Source organism: Archangium lansingense, assembly GCF_026626635.1.
Lineage (GTDB): Bacteria > Myxococcota > Myxococcia > Myxococcales > Myxococcaceae > Archangium > Archangium lansingense.
Genome location: NZ_JAPNKA010000001.1, coordinates 5,659,407 through 5,682,483, shown reverse-complemented (window position 1 = coordinate 5,682,483; position 23,077 = coordinate 5,659,407). Strand labels below are relative to the sequence as shown.

Here is a 23,077-nt window from a genome sequence, read left to right as displayed (position 1 = left end):
CCCTCACAGCGAGGCCCGCTGCTCCAGCAGTTCCTTGCTGAAGCGGGTGAAGTCGTCGTCGATACCGCGCAGCACGTTCTCCAGCTTGCGCGCGCTCTCGCCCAGCTCGCCGGGGATGGCGATCAGCACCCCGAGCACGCCCTTGATGCGCACCAGCTCGCCCTCCTTGAGCGCGAGCAGCGGGAAGCGGCTCTTCACCAGCCGATCGAAGATCTGATCCGCCTGATTGCGGCGCTGGGCGGAGCGCGGGGCCGGCAGATCCGTGAGGAGCTGGGTGAGCCAGCTGCGCAGGTACTTGAGGCGCGTCTGCACGAAGGCCAGCTCCACCCGGGCCACCGCATCGCGGATCTCGTGGGAGAGGAAGGACGCCGCGGAGGAGTGCTGCGCGAAGGCGAGCTGCCCATCCAGCCCGAGCAGCGCGGCGAGCTCGCCATCCCGGAGCTGCGTGGAGAAATCGCCTCGGTAGAAGTTGTAGGCCTCGCCGCTGACGGCGGCATGGGGGGCCGGCGGAGGACTCGCCACCTCGCGGCCGATGCCCCGCGCGTACTCGCGCAGCCGCGTCTCGATGATCTCCTTGCATTCGGCCAACACGGGCTCGGGGGCCAGGCCCTCGCGCCGCAGGTTCTCCGCCACCGTCTGTACCGTGCGCGAGAACTGGTCGATGCGCTCGAAGGGCGTGGTGGACAGCACATCCCGCGCGTAGGCGGAACCGAGCGGCTGCAACAGCTCCTGCTTGAGGCCGTGCTGCGCGGCGTCCAGCTTGCTCAGGGCCTGTTCGAGCTGGGAGAGCCGACGCGAATCCGCCGAGAGCGCATCGAGCGGATCCCTCCGGCCACGCGTGCCCGAGAAGGCGCTCGTCGCACGCTGACGGAGGGCGGCCACGGCCCGGCGGCGCGCCTCGGCCTCGGCGGCCCGCAACCGCGCCACCACGCTCGAGTTGCCCTCGGCGAGGAGTGCCAGGAGCTCGCTCACCCGGCCCATCTCATCGGAGACGTTGTCCGTGAGGCTGACGAGCGTCTCCAGCGCCACCGACTCGTCGAAGGCGAGGCTCTCGGCGTTGAGCGCCATCAACTCGAGCGCCTGCAGGAGGAAGCGGGACACCGAGTCGCACAGGGCCGGCAGCCGCTGGCGCAGCTCCGGCACCTGGCGGCACAGCTCCACCGTCTCCGAGAGCGCGGTGAACATGGCCATCCCCGCCCGAGCCTCGGGGCCCTCGACGGGACCGCGAGCCATCCGCTGCTCCACCACCGAGAGCAGCCCGCGCGCGGCCCCCAGCAGAGCCACCCGGTTGTCCGGGTGACGAGGCCCCGGGACGAGCTTGGCGCGCACGCGCTGCGCCGTGGTGGTAACGATGCCAGGCTGGAAGTTGCGCGCGAGCGCCTCCACCGCCTTGCTCTCATCCGGCGCGCCGAGCGAGGCCGCTTCGCGATCCACTCCCGTTCCGAGCTCGGCGCGCACCTTGGTCAGCGCGGCGTCGAAGGCCTTCTGCTCGATGCGGACAATCTCCAGCTGCGCACGCTCGCGCGGATCCACCGCCGCCTTGAGGAGCGCTTCGACCTCCTCCGCCTGGGGCCCGCCGAGCAGGAAGAACCAGCGCAGGGCGTCCAGGTCCTCCACGGTGGCCTCGAGCGGCCGGTCCGGACGGCGGTAGAGCTGATCCCTCACCACCGCGGCCTTGAGGGCCCACAGCGCCTTCACCACCGAGCGCTGGGAGAAGTACTTGGTGGGAACGTAGTCGGGCAGCTTGGACACCTGAGCCGTGAGCGCACGCTCCAGCTCATCGGTGAGCATCTCGATGGCCTCGAGCAGGTGGCTGGCCACCGTCACCTGCTCCACGGCCGCCTGGAGCACATCCAGCTGCTGCAGGGTGAGGGAGGCGCGCAGGTCCGGCCGGATGCCATGGGCGAAGCGGTGCAGCATGGCCGCGCGGCTGGGGCGCCGGGCAAAGGACTTGGGTACGAAAGAGATGAAGCTGAGCCGGTCCGCGAAGGCCAGCAGCAGCTCCGGCGAGCGCGCCAGCACCTCGGAGAGGTAGCGGTTGCTCGTCATGATGGCGCACTCGATGCGACCGCTCGTCACCCGGCGCCCGTGCTTGAGCTCGCGCTCGTGCAGGACGTTGAGGATGGAGCGCAGCAGCATGTCGCGCCCGTCGAAGACCTCGTCGAGGAAGGCGTGGGTGGCGCCCAGCATGCCGTCCTCGGTGATGAACTCGGTGCGGCCCGTCTCGGTGAGCACCTTGAAGTCCACCGGACCAATGAGGTCCGTCTGCACGGTGGACTCGGCGATCTGCTTGGCGAAGAGCGAGGGCTGCCCCGTCTTCTCGTCGAGGATGCGGCCGAGCACCGCCGAGGCGATGGCGCTCTTGGCCGTTCCTGGGGGGCCGACGACGAGCACGTGCTCCCGGCACAGCAGCGCCAGTTCAATCTGGGTGAAGAGCGTCTCACGCTCGAGGTAGGCCTCGCGCAGCTCCTGGAAGAAGTGGCGGAAGGCCTGCGCGGCCTGGGGATGGACGGGCGTGGGCGGGTGGATCACGGGGCGCCCATCGTAGCCCTCCCCGCCGCCTCATTTGAAGGGCTCGGCGGGCCGCTACTTGAAATGCACGGCACACGCTCCGTCCGGGCAGGAGCGACCTGCGATGCGGAAGCGGTAACGGGCAATGAGGCCGTAGAGCCAGTCCGCCACCTGCCGCAGCCCCGGCACGTAGTAGAGGAAGAGCAGCTTGCCCAGCGGCCTGCGCCCCAGCGCCTGCACCACGGCCTCGGCCCCCTCGAAGATCCGCCCGTCCGCCTGGACGAGCTGAATCCCCTTCTCGCACCGCTCGAGCGGGATGCCAGGGTACGCGGCCAGCACCCCCTCCTCCCGGAACGAGCGCAGCTGCGTGCCGTGACCTCTCAACAGCCGCTGGAACTGCTTCGCGGCCCCGATGCACAAGCGGCAGTGCCCGTCGTACAGGATGACGTCATGCCCCGGGGGCGTCGTCGTCAGCGCCATCATGGCTCTCCTCCCGCCTGGCCCATGCGAGGGGCCTCGCGCTCATTCATATCGGTTGGAGTCCGGAGCGCGCGAATAAAACAGAAGGGCCGGATACTCCCACGGGAGCACCGGCCCTTCCAGGGTTCAACAGGCTCGGACTACGACTGGCGGAACTCGGCGTCCACCACGTCGTCCTTCGGCTTGGCCGAGCTGCCCGGAGCCGCACCCGCGTCGGCACCCGGAGGAGGAGCGCCCTCGCCCGGAGCGCCGCCCGTGGCCTTGTACATCTCCTCGGCCACCTTGTAGCTGGCCTGCTGCAGGCGATCCAACGCCGCCTTGATGGCGTCCTTGTCCTGGCCCTCGCGCACCTCGTTGAGCGCCTTGACGGCCGACTCGAGCGTCGACACGGCGTCCGGAGACAGCTTCTCGCGGTTCTCCTTGATCATCTTCTCCGCGGCGTACGCCTGGGCCTCGGCCTGGTTCTTCACCTCCACCAGCTCGCGGCGGGCCTTGTCGGCGGCCTCGTTCTCCTTGGCCGCGTTGACCATCTTCTCCACTTCATCCTTCGCCAGACCGGACGAGTGGCTGATGGTGACCTTCTGCTCCTTGCTCGTCGCCTTGTCCTTGGCGCTGACGTTGAGGATGCCGTTGGCGTCGATGTCCAGCGTCACCTCGATCTGCGGCACGCCGCGCGGCGCCGCGGGAATCCCCGTCAGGTGGAAGCGGCCGAGGCTCCGGTTGTCACCGGCCATCTCGCGCTCGCCCTGCAGGATGTGGATCTCCACCTGCGTCTGGCCATCCGCCGCCGTGGAGAACGTCTCCGACTTGCGGGTAGGAATGGTGGTGTTGCGCTCGATGAGCTTGGTCATCACACCGCCCAGCGTCTCCACGCCCAGCGACAGCGGGGTGACGTCCAGCAGCAGGATGTCCTTCACCTCGCCCGCGAGCACGCCGGCCTGCACGGCCGCGCCCACCGCCACCACCTCGTCCGGGTTCACCGAGCGGTTCGGCTCCTTGCCGAACAGCCGCTTCACCGCCTCCTGCACCTTCGGGATGCGCGTGGAACCACCCACGAGCACGACCTCGTTGAGGTCCTTGAGGTCCACGCCCGAGTCCTTCAGGCACTTGCGGCACGGCTCCAGCGAGCGCTCGACGAGCGTGTCGATCATCGCCTCGAACTTGGCCCGCGTCAGGCGCACGTTGAGGTGCTTGGGACCGGAGGCGTCCGCCGTGAGGAACGGCAGGTTGATCTCCGTCTCCATCGTGCTGGACAGCTCGATCTTCGCCTTCTCCGCCGCCTCCTTCAGGCGCTGCAGGACCATCTTGTCCTTGGAGACGTCGATGCCGTTGTCCTTCTTGAACTCGGCGATCAGCCAGTCCATGAGCGTGTGGTCGATGTTGTCGCCGCCCAGGTGGGTGTCACCGTTGGTCGCGAGCACCTCGACCACGTTCTCGCCCACCTCCAGGATGGAGATGTCGAACGTGCCGCCGCCGAAGTCGTAGACGGCGATCTTCTCGTCCTTCTTCTTGTCCAGGCCGTACGCCAGCGCCGCCGCCGTCGGCTCGTTCACGATGCGCCGCACGGTGAGGCCGGCGATCTCACCGGCGTCCTTGGTCGCCTGGCGCTGGGCGTCGTTGAAGTACGCCGGAACGGTGATGACCGCCTCGGTCACCTTCTCGCCCAGGTAGTTCTCGGCAGCGCGCTTGAGCTTGAGCAGCACCTGCGCGGAGATCTCCGGCGCGCTGTACTGCTTGCCATCGATCTCCACGCGCGCGTCGCCGTGCGGGCCGCGCACCACCTTATAGGGGACGAGCTTCGCCTCCTCGGTGGTCTCCTCGTACCGCCGGCCCATGAAGCGCTTGATGGAGTAGATCGTGCGCTCCGGGTTGGTGATGGCCTGACGCTTGGCCACCTGCCCTACCAGCCGCTCCCCATCCTTCGCGAACGCGACGACCGAGGGCGTGGTGCGGGCGCCTTCCTCATTGGTGAGAACCTTGGGCTCGCGACCCTCCATGATCGCCACCACGCTGTTGGTGGTGCCCAGGTCGATGCCGATAATCTTGCCCACGGTGTGTAACCTCCCGAATTGACTGCGGAAAAGTACCGCGAAAGCTTCGAGTACCCCCGATGTGTGACCAACGTAACCACCCACCCCGGGGTGTCAAACCGCGTCAAGCCGCGTCACGTTCGCGCCACCGGCCTGCCACGGTGCGTAACGCGCTCTCCACCTCCGCCACCCGCGCGTGGCAACCAGCCGGGCATCCGATCAGTACCTAACGTGCCAACCCCTCGGAAATATTGAGGTAGGACACAAATAACGCCTCGCGTCAGCGATTGGCTGGGAATGTGCAGTCGGGAGGACCGAAGCCCCTCTACCCCCCTTTGGAGGCAGCCTCATGCTGGTACAGCCACTTCGGTCCGTGGATCCGCGCCAGAATCCGTCCGTCGCCGGTGCCCCCGAGCACAAGATCGCGGTACTGCTCAACGCCAATGCGCGCAGGGTGGACGCACAGCTGGTGAAGTCCCTGTCACACGTGGTGCCGGAGCAGGATCTCTTCCTGTCGCGCTCGGAGTTGGACTGCCGGCGCATCGTCCAGACGGTGCTGGAGCGCAACTACCCGATGGTGTTCACGGGTGGCGGTGACGGCACGTTCCAGGGCTTCGCGAGCGAGGTGTTCCGCCAGCTGGAGCCGCGGGGCCGCTTCGCCGGCAAGCGCGCACCGCGCTTTGGCGTGTTGAAGCTGGGCACGGGGAACGGCCTGGCCACGTACGTGAATGCCGGCAACGGCGCGGATGGCATCCTGCAAGACGTGGTGCGAGCGCGCGCGGGCGAGGTGCCGGGCCACCGGCGGATGGATCTGCTGCTGGCGGATGGCCAGCGCACGACGTTCGCGGGCCTGGGCGTGGATGGGAAGCTGCTCAACGACTACCTCTGGGTGAAGGACAACCTCGGCCGCGGCGGACTGCTCAAGAAGGTACTGACGGGTGTTGGCGGCTACTTCTCGGCGGTGGCCCTCAAGACGGTGCCGCACTACCTGTCCAACCCGACCTGGGTGGAGTGCGAGATCATCAACGGCCAGGCCGGTGACGCGTACCGGGTGGGGCCGGACGGCAACCCGGTGGGCGCGCCCATCGCCCCGGGACAGCGGATCTTCCAGGGCCCGCTGATGATGGCGGCGGCGGCGACGATGCCCTTCTACGGGTACGGCTTCCGGATGTTCCCGTTCGCGGGCGAGCGCCGGGGGATGATGCATCTGCGCCTGGGCCAGCTGAACGCCACGAGCGTGCTGGCGAACCTGCCGAAGCTGTGGGCGGGCCGCTGGTTCCCCGAGGGCATCCACGACTTCTACACCCAGGACGTCCACATCCGTTTCGCCAGGCCGATGCCCTTCCAGGTGGGTGGAGACGCGGCGGGCTACCGCGAGGACGTGAAGCTGAGCGTGGCGCCCGAGTCGGTGGAGCTGCTGGACTTCCACGGCGCGGTGCACTGAGCGCCCTGCCCTCCCTCTCCCCCTGGGGAGGGGGCTGGGATGAGGGTCTGCCTACCCGGCCAGGCTACAGCTACCCGCGATCGCGCGTGGCCGGAGGCTTCTCCCCGGGCTCGCGACGGCGGCCCACGGCGAACGCGTAGCTCGAGGTGGCCTTGCCGTTGTTCTCGCGGTGCAGGGCCATCTCCTCGCGCAGCCAGACCGACTGCTCAGCGGAGGCCTTGGCGAGGAGGGGCTCCAGCTCCCGGTAGAAGGCATCCAGCTCGGCGTCCTGGAGGGACTCGACGGACTCAGGCTCGAAGCCGGCCAGAGCCAGGTGCTGGAGCAGCTCGCGAGGCAGCAGGAGCGGAGCACCCAGGCGACGCTCCCAGAACTCGAGCACGGCCCGAGGCGTCACCCGTCCCACCCGGACCGGGTAGGTAATCCCCAACCGGCCCTGGTGGGCCAGCAGAGGCCGCAAGGTGCCGAACGCATCGGGCAGCGCCATGAACATCCGGCCCTGACAGAGGATGGCGTCGAACTCGCCCTCGCGGAAGACGGGCTTGCGCAGGTCCACGCGGCGCACATCCACCCGGCCGTCCAGCCCGAGTGAGCGCACCCTGTCTCGCATGTGGATGAGCATCGTCTCATCCGCGTCCGCGGCCACCACCGAGCAGCCGAACTCCTGGGCAAGCACCACGCTGGCCGGGCCGGAAGGACCGCAGCCGAGCTCCAGCACACGCCCTCCCTCTTCCAACTGCGCCACTTTCGCGAAGCGTCGGGTCGCCACCTCGGAACTGAAGGGGCGCCGAGCATCACCAGGGAAGTAGAGCGGGAAGGACTCAGCCGGGCTCATGAGAAGCCCCTTCTACACCGCTAGCCCGCAATCGCCAATTCCCCCCGCACGCCCGGACGGGGGCCGCCCTCAGAGGTAGTAGACGACCCGCTGCTCCTGCCTCAGCCGGGCGTAGATGGAGCGGCGGTGCTCCTCGGACAGCAGGTACACCGACACGCTCACCGACACGTACGTGCCCTTGCTGCTGGGCTGCTCCCGGATGGAGTCCGGGGAGATCTCCGAGCCCATGAGCGACCGGAAGAGGTCGCGCACGTACTCGACGAACCCCGTCGGCTCCTGCCGCCCCATGACCTTGAAGGTGTAGACGGTGGGGTACTCGATGAGCGGCTTCTGCTCCTGGCCGTCACCCTCTGTGCCCTGGGTGGAACCCGCTGCCTGTCCGTCTCCCTTCATGACTGCTTCCTCGTACGGCGCAGGGGGCTAGAGGAGGTTGGCCGCGAGCTCGGCCAGAGCGCTGCGCTCGCCCTTGGCCATGGTGATGTGACCCGCGATCTTCTCATTCTTGAACCGGTTGACCACATGGACGAGTCCGTTGTTGGTCGCGTCCACGTAGGGGTTGTCTATCTGGAACGGGTCCCCGGTGAGAATGATTTTCGTGTTGTCGCCCACGCGGGTGATGATCGTCTTCACCTCGTGGGGCGTGAGGTTCTGCGCCTCGTCGATGATGATGTACTGGTTGGGGATGGAGCGCCCGCGGATGTAGGTGAGCGCCTCGATCTCCATCAGCCCCAGGTCAATGAGCTCGTGGTAGCCCCGGCCGGCCTTCTTGTCGGCGCGGCTGAGGTTCATCAGGAACTCCACGTTGTCGAAGATGGGCTGCATCCAGGGGTTCATCTTCTCTTCCAGGCTGCCCGGCAGGTACCCGATGTCCCGGCCGAGCGGGAAGACGGGCCGGCTGACGAGCAGCTTCTGGTACACGCCCTCCTCCGTCACCTTGTGGAGCCCCGCGGCGATGGCCAGCAGCGTCTTGCCCGTACCCGCCTTGCCCACGATGGTGACGAGCTTGATCTCGTCATTCATGACGAGGTCGAGGGCGAAGCTCTGCTCCATGTTGCGCGGGCGGATGCCCCAGATGCCCTCGGACTTCATGCCGCGCAGCAGCGGCACCACCCGGCCCCGGGACGCGTTGAAGCGACCCATGGCGGTGTGGGACGGGTTCGTCTCGTCCTTGAGGAGGATGAACTGGTGCGGCGAGAGCGAGTCCTGTCCGGAGATCTCCACCTCGGCGCCGGGCTTGTACATCTGGTCCACCATCTCCCGGGGGACCAGGCGCTCGGTGAAGCCCGTGTACAGCTCGGTGATCTCCACCCGCTCGGCGTCGTAGTCCTCGGCGATGAGGCCCAGCGCGTCCGCGCGGATGCGCAGGTTGGTATCCTTGGTGATGAAGACGGCCGGCGACTGCGGCTCGCGCTCCATCAAGTCGATGGCCACCGAGAGGATCCGGTTATCCATCAGGTTGCTGTCCGCCATGGAGAGCGGCAGATCCCGGTCCGTGAAGCACACGCGCAGCACGCCCCCATGCGGCAGGCGCACGCCGTCCTTCAACGAGCCCTCCTCCCGGAAGGAGTCCAGGTAGCGCGCCACCAGACGCGCGTTCCGCCCCAGCTCGGAGAGATCGCGCTTGAACTGATCGATCTCCTCGATGACGTAGATGGGGATGATGACGTTGTGTTCCTTGAAGCTGTAGATGGAGCGGGGGTCGTGGAGAAGGACGTTGGTGTCGAGGATGAAGTTCTTTCGCATCGTGTGGAGCGCGACCTCGAGATGGGGTGCGACCGCTAGGACCGACCGTGCGACGGGACTCCGACTGACGGACCGCTTCTGCGCCTGACTGCCAACCGAATATTAGGCTAAGCCTCCCACGCGGGAAGCCGCCCAGGCCATTTGAGGGCCTACTTCAGGTGTAACGCACACGCTAACAAGGTGGTTCCCACGGCGCCCGTGGACCCCGGCTCACTGGACGCCCGCCCCTCCTGCTCCTTCCAGGCGTCCAACTGTTGCCGAGCCAACACCTCACAGGTAGCGGATCTGCACGATGATGTATTCGATTTCCCCACGCGGGCGGATCACCTCGACGGTGTCCCCGACCTTCTTGCGCAGCAGGGCCCGGGCAATGGGGGACTCCACGCTGATGCGGCCGCCCGCGGTGTCGATCTCGTCCGAGCCGACGATCTGATAGGTCACCCGGGCCTCGTCCTCGTCCTCCAGCGTCACGGTGGCGCCGAAGAAGACCCGGCCAGTATCCGGCTGCTCGGAGGGGGTGACGATGGTGGCGGTGTCCAGGCGCTTCTGGAGGAAGCGGATGCGCCGGTCGATCTCCCTCAGGCGCTTCTTGCCGTAGATGTACTCGGCGTTCTCCGAGCGGTCCCCCTGGGCGGCGGCGGCGGACACCTCGGCGGTGACCTTGGGCCGCTCCTCGTTGAGCAGGCGCAGCAGCTCCTTGTGCATGCGCTCGGCCCCAGAGCGGGTGAGGTAGCGCCGGTGACCGGAAGAGGACTTCTCTTCCTCTTCTTCCTCCCCACCCTCCAGCTGCAGCTCGTCGTTCTCCTCGGGGGCTTCCTCGGAATTCCGGACGTCTCGGGACATGAACCCTGTATAGCGTCTCTGGGGAGCGGAGGGAGGCGCGGGGAGGGCCGGGGCCAGGTGGCTGTCAGGTGACGGGGGGAACGATCGCCAGTAGAAGTCGGGAACGAGTACTGGTAGAGAGCGCCCGGAGGTTGGCCGGGGGGGTTGCGGAATCCGGCAGCCGAGCAAAAAAGAATAGTGCGAGTCGCTAGCTCAGCTGGTAGAGCACCGGCCTTTTAAGCCGAGGGTCGGGGGTTCGATCCCCCCGCGACTCACAGAGGTCCCCGTCGTCTAGAGGCCCAGGACGCTGGCCTTTCAAGCCGGTAACACGGGTTCGAATCCCGTCGGGGACACTCGCAGTAGCAGTAGTTTCGCGGACTTAGGTGCGCACAGCCGTGCAGACAGGTGCGGCTGTGCGCACCGCCGTGGCGCCAAGTTGGCGCCAAACAGCGCCATCACTCGCCCTTCACCCGCTCGATTCGCTCCATCACAGCTACCCGGCACCAGTCGGCTTGTGACACGCCTTCCGCTTCCGCGAGGACGGCCACGGTCTCCTCATCTCCCGGGGAAGGCTGAAGGTGATCCGGTCACCCTCCCCCGGCGCGGCCTTCTTGGGTTCGGCGGATGGTGGCCGTCCACGCCGTTCACGCTGGTAGCACCGGGGGCACAACCCGCGGGCTCCACCGGGCCGCAGCTCGTCTCCACACACCCTGCAGGTACTCATCGGCGCAGAGTACGCCGGTGTGGCCACTAAACAACTTGCAGCAGCCCGTATACATTCCGCTGCGAAGTGTTTAGGTTTCTCCTCCGCGCTGCTCCCACCCGCTGCACTGGAGAAACCATGTCTCGACCTACCCTGATGCGCGCCCTTGCGGCGCTCGTGCTGTCCCTCACCGCGTGCGGCCCGTCCCGGGTGGAGCTGTCCCCGCGTCCTCTGGACGTGATCCACACCGCGGCTCTCTCCTGCCCGCCCGCCCCGGCGCCGGTCTGCCCGGCCGCGCCGGTCCTCGAGTGCCCGCCCCCGCCCGTGTGCCCGCCCCCGCCAGAGCCCCCGGCCCCGGTGGAGCTGAGCTTCAGCGCGACGGCGATTGAACCGCTGAGGGCTGAGCTCCAGGTCGAGTGGCACCTGCGCGGATGCACTCCCTCCGAGGTCGAGATCCTGGGCGAAGCGGGTCAGGTCGTGAGCATCTACCACCGCGAACCCGTCCCCGTCGTGAACGTGAGTCGCCCGGGTGCTCCCATGATCGAGCGCCTGGGGCTCTGGGTGCGCGTGACCTGCGACGATGGGCGCGCCCACGTCGCGGGCCCGTTCATCGTGACGGACGTGCTCCGCGCCTCGCAGGTCGTCACGCTGCAGTTGGAGTCAGGGCGCACCGTCGAACATCTGACGGCGCTTCCGAACGGCGGATTGGTCGTGATGACTGGGCTTGTCGCGGCGAACGATCCGACCGTGACCTTGAACCAGTTCTGTGCGTTCAAACCCGACGGGACAGTTTTTCCCCGTTGTGAGGGGATGCGCCAGCACGTGACGGGCGAGCCCCGAGCGGATCACCCCTGGATTGAGGGGACGCGAGTGGTGGCCGCTCCCGTGCCGGGAGCGTTGCGCGCCTGGATCGACTACGAAACGGGGGCGGTGCGCTCCAGCCACATCGATCACACCCCGCTCCCCCCGGAGGCCACCATCGTCCCCGTGCGGCCGGCCGCGCTTCAGCGCTGGGAAGGCACGTGGGCCCCGGCCGTTGGTGACCCGGGCCGCGCGTGGGTGGAGCGCGCGGGAGTCGTGGCGCTCGTGAGCCTCGGAGGGTGAAGAGCACGCCGCATCCAGCGCGTTGAACGAGGGGCCCTACTTCGGTGGGGCCCTTCGTCGTTTCAGCTACGGGAGCCAGCTCGCCGGAAGCCGGTTTAGACGCCGCGGGGGACTACCACAGACACGAAGGCGTCCGTTGGTGTGCCGCTCAGGTTGAACACGCGAACCGTGATCGACGTGCCATCAACCCCCCACGCGTAGGTCGGGACTCGCGGCGCGCTATCGTTCACGGTGACGACCACGGGGACGGTGTTGTCGGCCGCCACGGGCTCGGTCAGCGTCACCACGTACACACCCGTGCCTGTCCGCGAAATGCTCCCGTTGTAGTTCTGGCTTCCGTTCGCGTCTGCGTCGTGCCCTCCCCACACGTAGGCCGCGAGGCGCCCATACATTGCGTTCAGCGCCGCGAGGAGCTGGGTGTTGTCCGCCTTGACGAGCGGCGTGTGCGCCTCCACGACGTTGCAGATTTCCTCCTGGACGGCGTTCAACCAGTCGGAGCCGATGACGGTGGCCTCCTGCAGCGGGGGAGTCAGGCTCCCCGGCACGTGCAGTCCGTCCACGTTCCCCGCGGCATCAGTGCGATGCATCGCCTGCCTCGCTGGGCTTCGTGGTGGAGCTGTCGACCTGGCTCGGCTTCGTGGCCGGGGCCGGGCGAGAGCCATCCAGGCGGGAGCCAGAGCGCGCGCGGCCGGCGCGGAGCTTCGGAGTCTCTTCCATGCGGTTCTCCTTCGAGTGAATGCGGCGCCCCCACACCAGCGACCGTGTGCGGGCTGTATCCGGTGAGGCACGCGAACTGCTCTTCTGAGAGCCCACGCGCCACCAGCAAGCGCGCCAGCCGCCCGGTGTTGACGGCCACCGGCTAGGGCGCCTTGACGCGGACGACGCCGCGCCAGTCCAGGGCCTTCGCACCGGCCACGTGCCTGACCTTCATGCGGTGCGCGTCGCGGTTGAACTCGCTCTCTTCCTCGATCACGGGGCCACTCGCGTTCTCCTCGAGGAGCGCCAGCGTGATCGTGTCGATTTGGCTGGAGTCGGCCGCGATGAAGAAGGCTCCGACCGAAAGCCTGGGCTCGATGACCGGGATCAGCTTGCCGATCCAGTCCGGCCGGTCCGCCTCGGTGTCCGAGGTCTTCGTGCGCGTGGTGGACGCCAGAAGGGCGTCCAGCGTCGTCTCGTCCTCCGGGCAGCAGATGATGAAGCGGGGCGCGAGCGCCAGAAATCCGCCCCCAATTGCGGTCTGCCGCCTGAGAGCGGTGCGGGCCAGCCCGAGGCCCGCCGCGTTCAGCGTGCCCGTGACGGTGTTCCCGTGATCCGCGTGCCAGAGGGTCACTCCGTCCTGCATAGTGGGACCGTTGCCGCTGTTCTCCTTGAACAGCGAGTAGACGAGATCGGCCTCCTTGCGCCGGGCCGCCTGCCCCAGGGCGGGCTGTACACGGATGAAGGCATTCAGCCGGTCCGAAACCAGCAGCTCCCAGGAAAGGGCCAGCGCCTTGCCATACTTCAAAACGCGAAAGCTGGCGGCGTCCTCGGAAAGGGATCCATACTTGTATTCCCCGAGTTCCGCGATTTGCTCCAAGTCCGGCGCGGAACCGAGGATCGGGCGCATCTGCTCGCGGAAGTCCGGCACCGTGTCGGTGCCCACCCAGATCCGGTGGGACGCGGGCTCCTGCTCGTATCCCGTCCGCACGCTGGCACCGATCGCACCCGTCAAGATGAGCGGGAAGTCGCTGATGGTCATGGCGCGCTTGATGGTCTCGCTCGGGGACAGGTTCCCCACGCGCTTGCCCGCGCGAGACAGAGCCGTGCGCGCCAGTTCCACCGAGGGCATGTGCCGGAGATCGGCCGCCGCCGGGTGAGGCTTGTCGAGCTTGATTCCGGCGCGGATGACGAGCGCATCCACCGCCGCCGCGCGGAAGTCGTCGTGCCCGCCACGCTGGCCGGGAACGTCATAGCCGCGCTCTGGGGCGCCGCTCGGCCACGGGGAGATGCCGTCCGTCTCGCTGCGCTCGGCCAACTTCTCGAGGATGATGGTGCGCGCACGGTCCAGGGGGATGCCCTTGCGGATGAGCTCCAGCCCGAGATCCGGCATGTTGTTGCGCTGGCAGAGCCGCGTGATCGTCTCGGCACGCTCGCGCTCCACGGCGCGGATCTCCTCGGGAGTCTGCTGGTTCTGCTCGGTCGGATTCTTCGGGTCGTTCTCGGGGTCCATGTTCCGTGTCCTGTTCTGCGGCGCGGGGCCGCGCTCTGCACTTCTCACCTTGGCGTCATCGTCGAAGCCCATCGGCACCAAGCTGATTTCCGCCGGGGTCCAACGGACTGCGCGCTTGATTGGGATTCCGTCGGTGCCGGCCGGTAGCTGCTTCCACTCCTGCACGGAGTAGCCGACGCTCAGGTGCTGGAGGATGCCGTTCCTCACGTCCTCCCGAATGGGCTTCACATCCGCCCGATCGGAGAACCGCACGACGGCGCGGCCCTCTCCGTCCACGATCCACGCCCGCTCGACTACGCCGATGACCCCACGGATGGTGTATCCGTTGTGGTCCGCCAGGCACGGGGCCCCGTTGTTCAGCCGCGACAGATTCACGGCCTTTTCGGACACCTCCAATTCCTCCCAGTAGTTGTCATCGTACCAGGGGGACCGAAGTCCACGGGCGCCGGTCGTCCACGTCACCTCAACGGTGCCCGTCTTCTCATCGAAGGTGCTTGGCACGAACGCGCCCCGTTGAGTGAGCGGCGGCGCGTCTCGCCTTTCCACGGCGGGGGCTGCGTTGTTCTCGTTCGCCATGCCCAAACGTGTCTCATGGCGCCCGCTGTCAAGTCATCGTTGCCCGTGACAGCGATTAAACGGGGTCAATGATTCGCAGCAACTGCCGCCAGCCCCGGGGTGTCCCAGGGTCAATCTCTAGCGCCTGGAGCACCAGGGCGCGAACGCTGCTGGCGTCCGCCGCTGCACTCCGCGACGCGCGCGCGGCCTTAACCTCGTGCTCCAGACGCTTGGCCTTTTCCCAGAGACCCCCGGGGAGCTGTTCCGCGGCACGGCGGATCAAGGCGTTCCGGAGGTCATGCCGCTCGGACGGCTGCGCGCGGCGCCCCAGCTCCGTCAGGACTTCGCGCGCAAGGTCCGGGGTCATCGTGCCGGTGACGCCCGAGACACGAACCCGGGCCATGATATCGCCGAGCCTGCTCATGGAGCCCCCGGCTAGTTCATTCTCGCCCGCGCGGGAGCCGGCCCCATGACGATCTCGACAGCTAGGTGCGCGAACTCGCGGACCTTCTGCCGGGCCTCATCCGGGGGAGTGCCGCGCCTGAGCAGCGCTTCGACACGCTTGCGGATGCTGTCGATCATGGTCCGCCGCTGCTCCTCCGAGAGCGAGAGATACTCGCCCGCGATGATCCGCGCGTTCACCTCCAGGGCGCCGAGCTCCGCCAGCTCCAGGCCCAACGCGAGCGCATCCACGTGGGGGGTGGTATCCCCGTGGAGGTCGGCAACGATCTGCAGCGTCCAGGCGAAAGCCAGCAAGTCCAGCGCTTCCGTCGGCTCCTGGGCCAGCTCGGAGAGAGCGCACTGGAACCGCTCCAGGACAGTCGGCCACTGCTCCGGGGTGATGCCGTACCCTTCCGCGGCCAGCCGTGCGGCAGCGTCCTGAAATGCCTTGGTGATGATCTGCTGTCTCTCGGCGATCTCTTCCTCACTACGCTGCATGATGTGTGTCCCCTTCGTTTGTGAATGAGTCATAGCCAGAAACGAATATTGGTCAACCTTGACCAAGAGATTGCACAGCGGGCGGCCTGGCTACCCGGGAGGTGGTGTAAACGCCTGGAACTGTCTGGGTTTCCAGGAGCGTTCCAGCGTGTTCCAGGCGGTTTTCGGCAGGCGTTCCGCGCAGTTACGCGGTCGATGTGTCTGACATTCCTGCCGTGACCATACGTGGATATACCTAATCCTTCCCGGGCCTATGCTGGAAGCGCGTTCTTCCGCACCCGTGAGTCTCCGGCCCCTCAGAGGACCCGACGCACGTGGGGGGTATGCCTACACGCAAGCGTTGACCCCTTCCGACCTTCCTTCCTACCTACCTCGTTCCAACACTTTTTAGCGGGATCGGCATACACCCAACCGCCCCCGCCTTATTCCGTCAACGATTAGCTACCATCCGTGCTCTCACTCTCCCTCACATAGTTACGACTTAGGTAGGAAGGTAGGAAGGTAGGAAGGGCGAGAGCGATTACACGGGGTTAGGCGCTTCCTACCTCTTCCCTCCTCCAGTATTTCGCCTTTCGCCCATCGTGCCAGCCGTCCACCCTGACGAACCCGAGCCGCTTGAGCACGGACGCCGCGCGCATTTCGGCTGCGCGATCCATGCGGCTGGTGTCCAGGTTGACGGCCAGCCGCAACACATTGGCGGTCGTCACCTTACCCGGGGCTTCCGGCCCGGACAGGTACGCACCGATCAGCTCTTCCCAGGGATCAACCTGACGCCGCGCTTCCTGCTCGGCTTGCGTCGCTTCGGCCGGCATTTCCCACCACGACTCCCCGGCGTTCACCTTCGACACGGCTTCCGCGAAGAGCTGGTCACGGTTGGCATTGATGTAATCAATATCAACGCGAGTGCAGCGGATCGGCCAGAAGCGCCGCCCGCCGGTATCATCACGGGCCCAGTCGTCGCGATTCGTCGTGCCGACGAACACGCCCCGGCGCGGCCAGTCGCGGGAAGTGCGCTCGTAGGGGGCGCGAAAGCGGTCGGAGCGGCACGTCAGCACGCGCTTAACGGCTGCCACTTCGGCGCGGGAAAAGCTGTCCATTTCGGCCACTTCAACAATCAGCTTCCCTTGGAGGGCAAGGAAGAAGTCCTTAGACGTGGGGCTCTCGCTCGCTTCCGCGAACAGGTGCTCGCCAGCGATGGCGCGGGCGCTCGTGCTCTTCCGGATGCCCTGCGAGCCCTCCAACACGAGCATGTGATCGACCTTGCAACCAGGCTGCAGCACCCGAGCCGCCATGGACTTCCAGAAATTGGCGCTGGCAGCTCGGGTGTAGTCGGTATCAGGCGCGCCGTAGACGGCAGCGAGGAAGCCGGCGATCCGCGGAGTGCCGTCCCACGTCAGGCGCTCCAGGTGCTCGCGCACGACGTCGCGGGCTCGGCTGCGCGCGTAGGTCTGCACACCGTGGTTGACGATCTGCGGCGTCACCTTGGACAGCCCAAGGTCGCGCTGCAGGTGGAGCGCGAGCGCCAGATCGTCGGCGTCGCTCCACTCGCCGCGCGGCCCCCGGAGCCGTTGAGAGAACACCTCGAAGAACACCGAGTGTTTCTCGTGCTCCAGGGCGCGCACGACGTTGTCCATGTTCGGCACGGGTGCGCCGCTCGGGGACAGCTCGAACCCGTAGACGGTCCACGTGGTCTGCTCTGCGCTCGGCTCGGCGCGTTTCTCGAGCGCGGCCCGGACGCGAGGAAGCGCAAGCGCCAGCGCCCCCAGGCCCGTTGCGGCGATCAGCTCGTTCTGGATGCGCTCGCGGTGCGCTGGTTCGGTGCTCGTGCGCACCAGTTCGCGGCACGCCTGGATCATCATGTCCATGGAGCGCTCGCGCTCGGGCTCCGTTGCCGGGCTCTCTTCGACGTCCGCGCGCCAGTCGTGAATCAGCTTCCGAGCACGCTCGACGACATCCAGGGTCCGGCGGCTCCCGTACTCCCCGCGAGCGTACTTCTTACCGTTGCCGAGGGCCTTCGCGCGGAGCTCGTCCGGTTCCCAGGGCGGAACACAGGTCTCGTTCCACTCCTCAAGGAGCGGCCACGCTTCTTCATCGGTCAACGCGTGGTCCCTTGTGAGAATCATCCCGGCTTGCACGGTGTGGAGCCCGCCAGCCTGTCCGGTGATGGCGGGCCCGTGGCGCTCAAGCGCCACGCGGGCGGCGTCCAGGACGACGGGCGAGGCTGGGGGGAAGTACCCGCGGGCGGACTCGTCCGGGCGAGTGGCAGCTGGCGTGCCGCGTCCGAGCCGCTCGAGTAGCCAGGAGGGGGCTTCGGCGGGCTCAGTCTCCCACGGAGCGAGGCCCCTCTCCCACTGGTAGCCCCCGGAAGCCGATCGCGAGGGTGCGGCTACAATTTGGCCACCATCTCCTTTCACATCAAGTCCGGGTCCCAATCTGCCGTTGCTCACCGGGAAGCTGGGCATCCGGAACAGGTAGTGCGAACCCCCGCTCCCCGTGCGGGCCTGAGTGGTCCGTGGAAGCGGTCCATGCTCAGCCAGGAGTGCCGCCAGGGTGGCGTCACCGCCGTTGCGCGGGTCGACATCGAGAACCCAGAAGCCGGAGGCGGCGCCAGTGGCGATGCCGACGTTTGCGTCAGGCCACTGATTCCACCAACTGGCGATTTGACTGGGCTCGTTCGTGGCTTCGTTTGTCCAATCGTTCAGCCGGGGATGTTTGCCCTTGCTCGTAGGCGGACAACTCTGACCGAGTTGGCATGTGCACGAGCCGTCAGAGCGCACGTTGTGGAGCGGCACCACGCGCCAGCCGCGCCGGGCGTAGAGGAGGGCGTTGTTCACCGGGTCACCCCCGGCGCGGAACGGCGAGCCGGGCGCGGCTTCCACTCCGCGCGCTGCCGCTGGGTCAGCTCGTCGAGCTCCGCCTTGAACGACCTCGGCGCGCGGCGCTTCGGCGCGGCTTCCGAGACGGGACACGGTGCCGACTCGCTCGCCACGAGCGCGGCCTCGACGGACTCCGCGGTGATGACGGTCCGGCGGCCGTACTTCGGCCCCCGCGTGAGCGTCCCATCAGCGAGCAACTCGAACACCCGACGGCGAGAGCACCGGAGCCGGGCGGCTGATTCGTCGACATCCAGCAGCGAGTTCACGGGCGCGCTCCGGAATCGGGGGCCTGGCCTTGCTGCTCCGCCAGGGCGGCCCGAACGAGCGCCACGGACCCGGGGTAGACGCCGAGCCCGGCCAGGGCCCGCGCGAGCGCGCCACGGCTCAGGCCGATGCGCCTGCGGGCCTCGTTCTCGCCGAGCCGCGCCACCATGGCGCGCAGCGCGCTCCGGAGGTCGTCAGAAAGGGGGGCGGACCCGCGGCGCCGCTCGGCGCCTGTTGTCTGAGTTTCCATGCACCATGAAGTCGCACGGGTCAGCCGATCCGGCCCACCGCCCGAAATCAGATCGTCAGCTCATTTCGGGCGACGTATCGCCTTCGACCAGCGCTTTCGGCGCTCGTCGAACTCGCTGGCGTCTACGCATCCCGCACCGCGACCGAGCGCGATCTCGGTGATCGCGAGGTCACGCGGCGTCCCGGCCCGGCCGACAGCGCTTGCGAAGTAGGCGGACAGGTAGCGGTTGTCGGCCGCCCGCTCGTCGCCCGACGCGCGCTCCCCCCTACCCCGCTTCGCCGCCAGGGGCTGGGAGCGTGAAGCACGGACCCCCTCGCTGAACGCTTCGGCGGCCCGCTCCAAGTCCGCGAGCCGCGCCCAGTGGGCGCCGTCGGGCAGCCCGAGTTCGGCTTGGGAGACGGTTTCGTAAAGGCTGCGCGGTCGCAATACGTGCTGCTCCTCGCGCTCGATCCCCCGAAGGCTCCGCAGCACCGCGCGCAACTTCTTCAGCTCGAGTTCCGTCTGCTCTCCGTGCTCGCGCCGCGCCTGCTCACGCTGCGCCAGCGCATCTGGCCCGGCGGCTTCACGCGCTGCTCGAGAAGCACGGCTCATAGCCTCGGGGGTCAGGGGCGATCCTGCGCGCGCAGCCTGCTCTGAAAGCCAGCGTATGGCGTTCATCCGCGACGCCCACGGAGCGACGCTGTCCTGCGCCTTCCGACGCGCTCTCACTTCGCCCCCCACTTCTTCGCCGGGAGCTTCGGGTCGTCCTCGTTGGCGAGCTGCAGCGGCAGGACGACCATCGGCGGAATGTGGGCGCCGAGGTAGTGCCGGCGGGTCGTAGTGGTGGACGTGTGCCCGGCCACCTGGCTGAGCAGTTCCAGCGGCACGCCGCCCGCCCTCGCGGTGACGACGCGCCCCGAGGTCCCTAGCGTGACAAAAGAATGCCTGAGGTTCTCTAACGCGAACCCGGCCAGCTCGGGGTGATGCTCAACGACGCGAGCCACCGCGCGCCCCGTGGCCACGCGGTCGGGCGCCTTGCCCATGTCCTGCAACCGCTGAGCGGCAGCCAGAGCTTGAGCGTCGACGCTTACGACGTGCTCCCCTCCCCGTTTGTGGGGGAAAACGAGCGTGCCGGCGATCTCGCCCTCGTTCTCGAGTACACGGATCGTGCCCTTCCCTTCAGCCAAGCGCTCGATCTCGGTCCCATGCATCCCGCACTTCGCGCGGAGCACGAACACATCCCGGACGGATTGCAGGCTCACCAGGCACCGGGGGGCCTCTTCGGGTGCGTTCCCGCCAGGCTTCGCGTAGGAGTAGTTCCGGAGCGCTGAGTAGAACGCCTGGATCTTCTCCTCGGTGAACGCGCGCGCGGCCACCGGGCGCGGTGTTGCAGCGGGCACCGCCAGGTCCAGGGTCGGATCATCCTTCCGGCCCAGCTTGCCCTTCTCCCGCGCCCACGCGGTGAACGCCTTCAAGGTGACGATCCGCTTGTGCTGCGCGGTCGGCCACCCGTCCAGGATGCGGCGCAGCTCGCCGAGCGTGACCGTGCGTAGTTCCCGCCTGCCGAGCGCCTCGGCCCACGCCAGAAGGTACGGTTGCAGGGTGTGGCGGACGTGGCCCTCAGAGAGTTCGCCGCGCGCCACCTTCGCCCGCGCATCCGCCGAGAATGCCGCCAGCGTCGGCGGGTCGAGCCGCAGCCCGCCAGCGTCGGCGGTGCGCTCCCTGCGCTGCTGCTTCCTCGTGCGGTAGGCGAGCGGGTCACGCTCGAAAAGCGCCAGCTCGGCGAGCGCATCCCGCTCGGTGCGTACGTCGAGCGTGATCTTCTTCCGGGCACCGCTACCGATCCGGCGCTCGAGCACGAACACTTCCCGCCCGCGCGAGAGCCGCACGAGCCCGCCCGCCCAGCGGCGTAGCTGGCGCTGTGATGGGTACTGCGGGGGAGCAGCTTCGGACATGGGAGCCTCACTAGTGGGTGGCGCCAAGCTGGCGCCAAGCGCCACCATACACCCTCGCCACTCACTCTAGAAGTCACTCCCCTTTCAAGCCGGTAACACGGGTTCGAATCCCGTCGGGGACACATATAAGCAGAGGAAAAACGCGGGGTTGGACGGGTCAACCGTCCAGCCCCGTCCGTTTTCGTCCACCCGAGTTGCGTTAGAAGTACGTTAGGCCGGAGCGGTGCAGGCGGTCGGATGGGGGCTCACAGATAAGCGCCCCTGCCCTGCCCCATCTACGCGGCGCTTGCGCTGCTCGGCCGAGCCAGGGATCTGACGGCCGGGAAGTCACCCTGGCCGGCACTCCACATGCCCGAGCTGCGGCTGCCGTGCGCCGCTCCCCTCCATCAGACCCGAGCCGCAGCAGCCGCGCCGCTAGAGCCCTCCAACGCGCCCCAGGTTCGCACCTCACCGCTCCACCTGCCGGGGTGCAACCTCGCACTCTGGCGCCTGTGCTGTGCCCGAGCATGGGCCGCCCGCATGAACTGGTGCTGAAATGCCTGCAACGCAAGAAATTGTCTCCTTCTGAATACTTTGGTAATGGTGGCGGGCGGGGGTTGGGGGGAGGGGGGGGAACGCCCGTCATGACAATGGCTTTTTCTATCAACCGCTGGGTCGCGTGGGCTCCTGGCCTCACCGAGCAAGACGCCTGGACGAGGTGGTTCTCGGAGCCCCATTCCCTTCCGGCCGAGGGCACCCCTCCTCTGTCCGAGATGTCGGCGATGATGCGCCGCCGGGTGGAGCGCCTGGGCCGGTTCGCGCTGCAGGCAGCGTACGAATGCCAGGGGGATTCCCCGAGCGTCCCCGTCATCTTCGCCTCGCGCTTCGGAGACATCAGCCGCTCGGTGGACCTGTTGCGCCAGTTGGCGCACTCCGTCCCGCTCTCGCCCACGTCCTTCAGCCTGTCGGTGCACAACGCGATTGGCGCGCTCTACTCCATCGCCCGGGGGGACACCTCCGCCTATACCGCCATCGCGGCGGGCGAGGAGACGGTCGAGGCAGCCTTCACCGAAGCGAGCGCTCTGCTCGCGGATGGGGCCAGGGACGTGCTGGTGGTGCTCTACGACGAGCCGCTCCCCGAGCCCCTGGGGCACGCCTCCGGACAGATGGACTTCCCGCGCGCGTGGGCCTGTTGGCTGCGCTCCGGGGACGAGGCTCCGGGCTACAGCCTGACCTGTCACCCCGCCGAGGACACGCGGGATGCCCCTTCCTCGGATGGGCTGCCGGAGGATCTCACCGTGCTGCGATTCCTGGTCTCCAGCGGGGCCCGGCTCGACCACAAGGTCGGCACTCGATGCTGGCGGTGGCAGCGCCATGCTTGAGACGCTCGAGCGCGGGTGGCGCATCCTGGCGACCGGTATCTCCTTCACCACCTTCGGGCTGGGAGGGCTCGGGCTGCGGCTGCTCTACTTCCCGCTGTTGCAACTCCTCGTCCGGGACCAGGCGAGGCAGACGCGGCTGGCGCGCCTCGCGGTGCACCACTCCTTCAGGTTCTTCATCGAGTGGATGCGCGTCCTCGGGGTGCTGCGCTACCGCATCGAGGGCGTGGAGAAGCTGGCCCGGCCCGGCCTGCTCATCCTCGCCAACCACCCGACGCTGATCGACGTCGTCTTCCTCATCTCCCTGGTGCCCAACGCGGATTGCGTGGTGAAGGCGAGCCTGGCGCACAACCCCTTCACCGGCGGGCCGGTCCGGGCGACCGGCTATCTGTGCAACAACTCCGGCCCCGCGCTCATCCAAGACTGCATCGCCTCCGTGAAGGCGGGCAACAACCTGATCATCTTCCCGGAGGGCACCCGAACCCGGGTCAACGGCCCGATGCAACTGCAGCGCGGCGCCGCCAACATCGCGGTGCGCGGCCCGTGCGACATCACCCCGGTCACCATCCGGTGTGAACCGCTCGGTCTCTCCAAGGGGACGCCGTGGTGGAGGGTGCCGCCGAAACGGATGAACTTCACCATCCAGGTACACGACGACATCCCCGTTGCGCCACAGCTTGGAGAAGCCGGCGGCGAGGCGCGAGCGGCCCGGCAACTCACAGCGCAGCTGCACGACTATTTCTCCAGGGAAGGGCAGGGCCATGCTGCAGCTTGAACAGGAAATCAAGAAACTGGTCATCGAGACGCTTCACCTCGAGGACATCACTCCTGACGACATCGATCCGGCTGCGCCGCTGTTCGTCGAGGGACTCGGGCTCGACTCGATCGACGCCCTCGAGCTGGGCTTGGCGCTGCAGAAGTCCTATGGCGTGTCCCTCGCGAACGACTCGAAGGAAAACCGCCGCCATTTCGCCAGCGTGAGGGCACTCGCGGATTTCGTGAGCGCCCATCGCAAGGCCTGAA

The 23,077-nt window shown here is 67.7% G+C and carries 22 protein-coding genes, 2 tRNA genes and 1 pseudogene; 7 read left to right on the top strand and 18 right to left on the bottom strand.

Annotated features, from left to right (window positions below; all coding sequences use genetic code 11):
- Positions 1-3: 3 nt before the first annotated feature.
- From OV287_RS23405 to dnaK, 3 genes are all read right to left on the bottom strand, one after another.
- Complete coding sequence (locus tag OV287_RS23405; RefSeq protein ID WP_373371919.1) at positions 4-2,529, bottom strand: AAA family ATPase; 2,526 nt, start codon at positions 2,527-2,529, stop codon at positions 4-6.
- 57 nt (positions 2,530-2,586) lie between these two features.
- Positions 2,587-2,994, bottom strand: a complete 408-nt coding sequence (locus OV287_RS23400) for a thiol-disulfide oxidoreductase DCC family protein (RefSeq protein ID WP_267536253.1) — start codon at positions 2,992-2,994, stop codon at positions 2,587-2,589.
- Between the two features lie 137 nt (positions 2,995-3,131).
- On the bottom strand, positions 3,132-5,042 hold the full coding sequence (gene dnaK, locus OV287_RS23395; protein ID WP_267536252.1) for a molecular chaperone DnaK: 1,911 nt from the start codon (positions 5,040-5,042) through the stop codon (positions 3,132-3,134).
- A gap of 328 nt (positions 5,043-5,370) precedes the next feature.
- Here dnaK and OV287_RS23390 point away from each other — a divergent pair, with 328 nt between their 5' ends.
- Positions 5,371-6,465, top strand: coding sequence for a diacylglycerol/lipid kinase family protein (locus tag OV287_RS23390; protein WP_267536251.1), 1,095 nt, complete (start codon positions 5,371-5,373; stop codon positions 6,463-6,465).
- 70 nt (positions 6,466-6,535) lie between these two features.
- Here the strand turns inward: OV287_RS23390 and OV287_RS23385 are convergent, their stop codons facing one another.
- From OV287_RS23385 to greB, 4 genes are all read right to left on the bottom strand, one after another.
- On the bottom strand, positions 6,536-7,297 hold the full coding sequence (locus OV287_RS23385) for an SAM-dependent methyltransferase (RefSeq protein ID WP_267536250.1): 762 nt from the start codon (positions 7,295-7,297) through the stop codon (positions 6,536-6,538).
- A gap of 69 nt (positions 7,298-7,366) precedes the next feature.
- A complete protein-coding gene (locus tag OV287_RS23380) occupies positions 7,367-7,690 on the bottom strand; it encodes an HP0495 family protein (protein ID WP_267536249.1) in 324 nt (107 codons plus the stop codon).
- A gap of 27 nt (positions 7,691-7,717) precedes the next feature.
- Positions 7,718-9,040: a PhoH family protein gene (locus tag OV287_RS23375; protein ID WP_267536248.1), complete on the bottom strand. Its 1,323-nt coding sequence runs from the start codon at positions 9,038-9,040 to the stop codon at positions 7,718-7,720.
- A gap of 270 nt (positions 9,041-9,310) precedes the next feature.
- On the bottom strand, positions 9,311-9,883 hold the full coding sequence (gene greB / locus OV287_RS23370; protein WP_267536247.1) for a transcription elongation factor GreB: 573 nt from the start codon (positions 9,881-9,883) through the stop codon (positions 9,311-9,313).
- A gap of 181 nt (positions 9,884-10,064) precedes the next feature.
- On the opposite strand from greB, the gene OV287_RS23365 reads away from it, so the two are divergent.
- From OV287_RS23365 to OV287_RS23355, 3 genes are all read left to right on the top strand, one after another.
- A tRNA-Lys gene (locus tag OV287_RS23365) sits at positions 10,065-10,137 on the top strand.
- Between the two features lie 5 nt (positions 10,138-10,142).
- Positions 10,143-10,215, top strand: a tRNA-Glu gene (locus tag OV287_RS23360).
- 488 nt (positions 10,216-10,703) lie between these two features.
- Positions 10,704-11,669 (top strand): hypothetical protein, encoded by a 966-nt coding sequence (locus OV287_RS23355; protein WP_267536246.1) that lies wholly within the window; start codon positions 10,704-10,706, stop codon positions 11,667-11,669.
- A gap of 95 nt (positions 11,670-11,764) precedes the next feature.
- Here the strand turns inward: OV287_RS23355 and OV287_RS23350 are convergent, their stop codons facing one another.
- From OV287_RS23350 to OV287_RS23305, 11 genes and pseudogenes are all read right to left on the bottom strand, one after another.
- Complete coding sequence (locus tag OV287_RS23350; RefSeq protein WP_267536245.1) at positions 11,765-12,256, bottom strand: hypothetical protein; 492 nt, start codon at positions 12,254-12,256, stop codon at positions 11,765-11,767.
- The gene (locus OV287_RS23345; RefSeq protein WP_267536244.1) at positions 12,243-12,386 is read right to left on the bottom strand and encodes a hypothetical protein; all 144 of its coding nucleotides are present in this window, start codon (positions 12,384-12,386) and stop codon (positions 12,243-12,245) included. Before OV287_RS23345 ends, OV287_RS23350 begins: the two co-directional genes overlap by 14 nt.
- 142 nt (positions 12,387-12,528) lie before the next feature.
- Complete coding sequence (locus OV287_RS23340; RefSeq protein WP_267536243.1) at positions 12,529-14,454, bottom strand: prohead protease/major capsid protein fusion protein; 1,926 nt, start codon at positions 14,452-14,454, stop codon at positions 12,529-12,531.
- Between the two features lie 55 nt (positions 14,455-14,509).
- A complete protein-coding gene (locus tag OV287_RS23335) occupies positions 14,510-14,836 on the bottom strand; it encodes a hypothetical protein (RefSeq protein ID WP_267536242.1) in 327 nt (108 codons plus the stop codon).
- Between the two features lie 32 nt (positions 14,837-14,868).
- The gene (locus OV287_RS23330) at positions 14,869-15,372 is read right to left on the bottom strand and encodes a hypothetical protein (RefSeq protein ID WP_267536241.1); all 504 of its coding nucleotides are present in this window, start codon (positions 15,370-15,372) and stop codon (positions 14,869-14,871) included.
- Positions 15,373-15,902: 530 nt separating this feature from the next.
- The gene (locus OV287_RS23325) at positions 15,903-17,564 is read right to left on the bottom strand and encodes a virulence-associated E family protein (RefSeq protein WP_267536240.1); all 1,662 of its coding nucleotides are present in this window, start codon (positions 17,562-17,564) and stop codon (positions 15,903-15,905) included.
- Between the two features lie 117 nt (positions 17,565-17,681).
- Positions 17,682-18,206 (bottom strand): annotated as a pseudogene (locus OV287_RS56490) (bifunctional DNA primase/polymerase); the annotation flags it as partial.
- Positions 18,203-18,514, bottom strand: a complete 312-nt coding sequence (locus tag OV287_RS23320; RefSeq protein WP_267536239.1) for a helix-turn-helix domain-containing protein — start codon at positions 18,512-18,514, stop codon at positions 18,203-18,205. The pseudogene OV287_RS56490 and the gene OV287_RS23320, both read right to left, overlap by 4 nt.
- Positions 18,511-18,762, bottom strand: a complete 252-nt coding sequence (locus OV287_RS23315) for a hypothetical protein (RefSeq protein WP_267536238.1) — start codon at positions 18,760-18,762, stop codon at positions 18,511-18,513. The genes OV287_RS23320 and OV287_RS23315 overlap by 4 nt, the downstream gene beginning before the upstream one ends.
- A gap of 60 nt (positions 18,763-18,822) precedes the next feature.
- Positions 18,823-19,419, bottom strand: coding sequence for a hypothetical protein (locus tag OV287_RS23310; protein WP_267536237.1), 597 nt, complete (start codon positions 19,417-19,419; stop codon positions 18,823-18,825).
- A gap of 47 nt (positions 19,420-19,466) precedes the next feature.
- Positions 19,467-20,696: a site-specific integrase gene (locus OV287_RS23305; protein WP_267536236.1), complete on the bottom strand. Its 1,230-nt coding sequence runs from the start codon at positions 20,694-20,696 to the stop codon at positions 19,467-19,469.
- 623 nt (positions 20,697-21,319) lie between these two features.
- Between OV287_RS23305 and OV287_RS23300 the strand changes: the two genes are divergently transcribed.
- From OV287_RS23300 to OV287_RS23290, 3 genes are read left to right on the top strand one after another with little or no spacing between them, the layout of a single operon-like run.
- Positions 21,320-22,057, top strand: a complete 738-nt coding sequence (locus OV287_RS23300; protein ID WP_267536235.1) for a beta-ketoacyl synthase chain length factor — start codon at positions 21,320-21,322, stop codon at positions 22,055-22,057.
- Positions 22,050-22,829 carry a lysophospholipid acyltransferase family protein gene (locus OV287_RS23295; protein ID WP_267536234.1) on the top strand — a complete coding sequence of 260 codons (780 nt, stop codon included), beginning with the start codon at positions 22,050-22,052 and terminating at the stop codon, positions 22,827-22,829. The genes OV287_RS23300 and OV287_RS23295 overlap by 8 nt, the downstream gene beginning before the upstream one ends.
- Positions 22,816-23,076: a phosphopantetheine-binding protein gene (locus OV287_RS23290; RefSeq protein ID WP_043398510.1), complete on the top strand. Its 261-nt coding sequence runs from the start codon at positions 22,816-22,818 to the stop codon at positions 23,074-23,076. Before OV287_RS23295 ends, OV287_RS23290 begins: the two co-directional genes overlap by 14 nt.
- Position 23,077 lies beyond the last annotated feature (1 nt).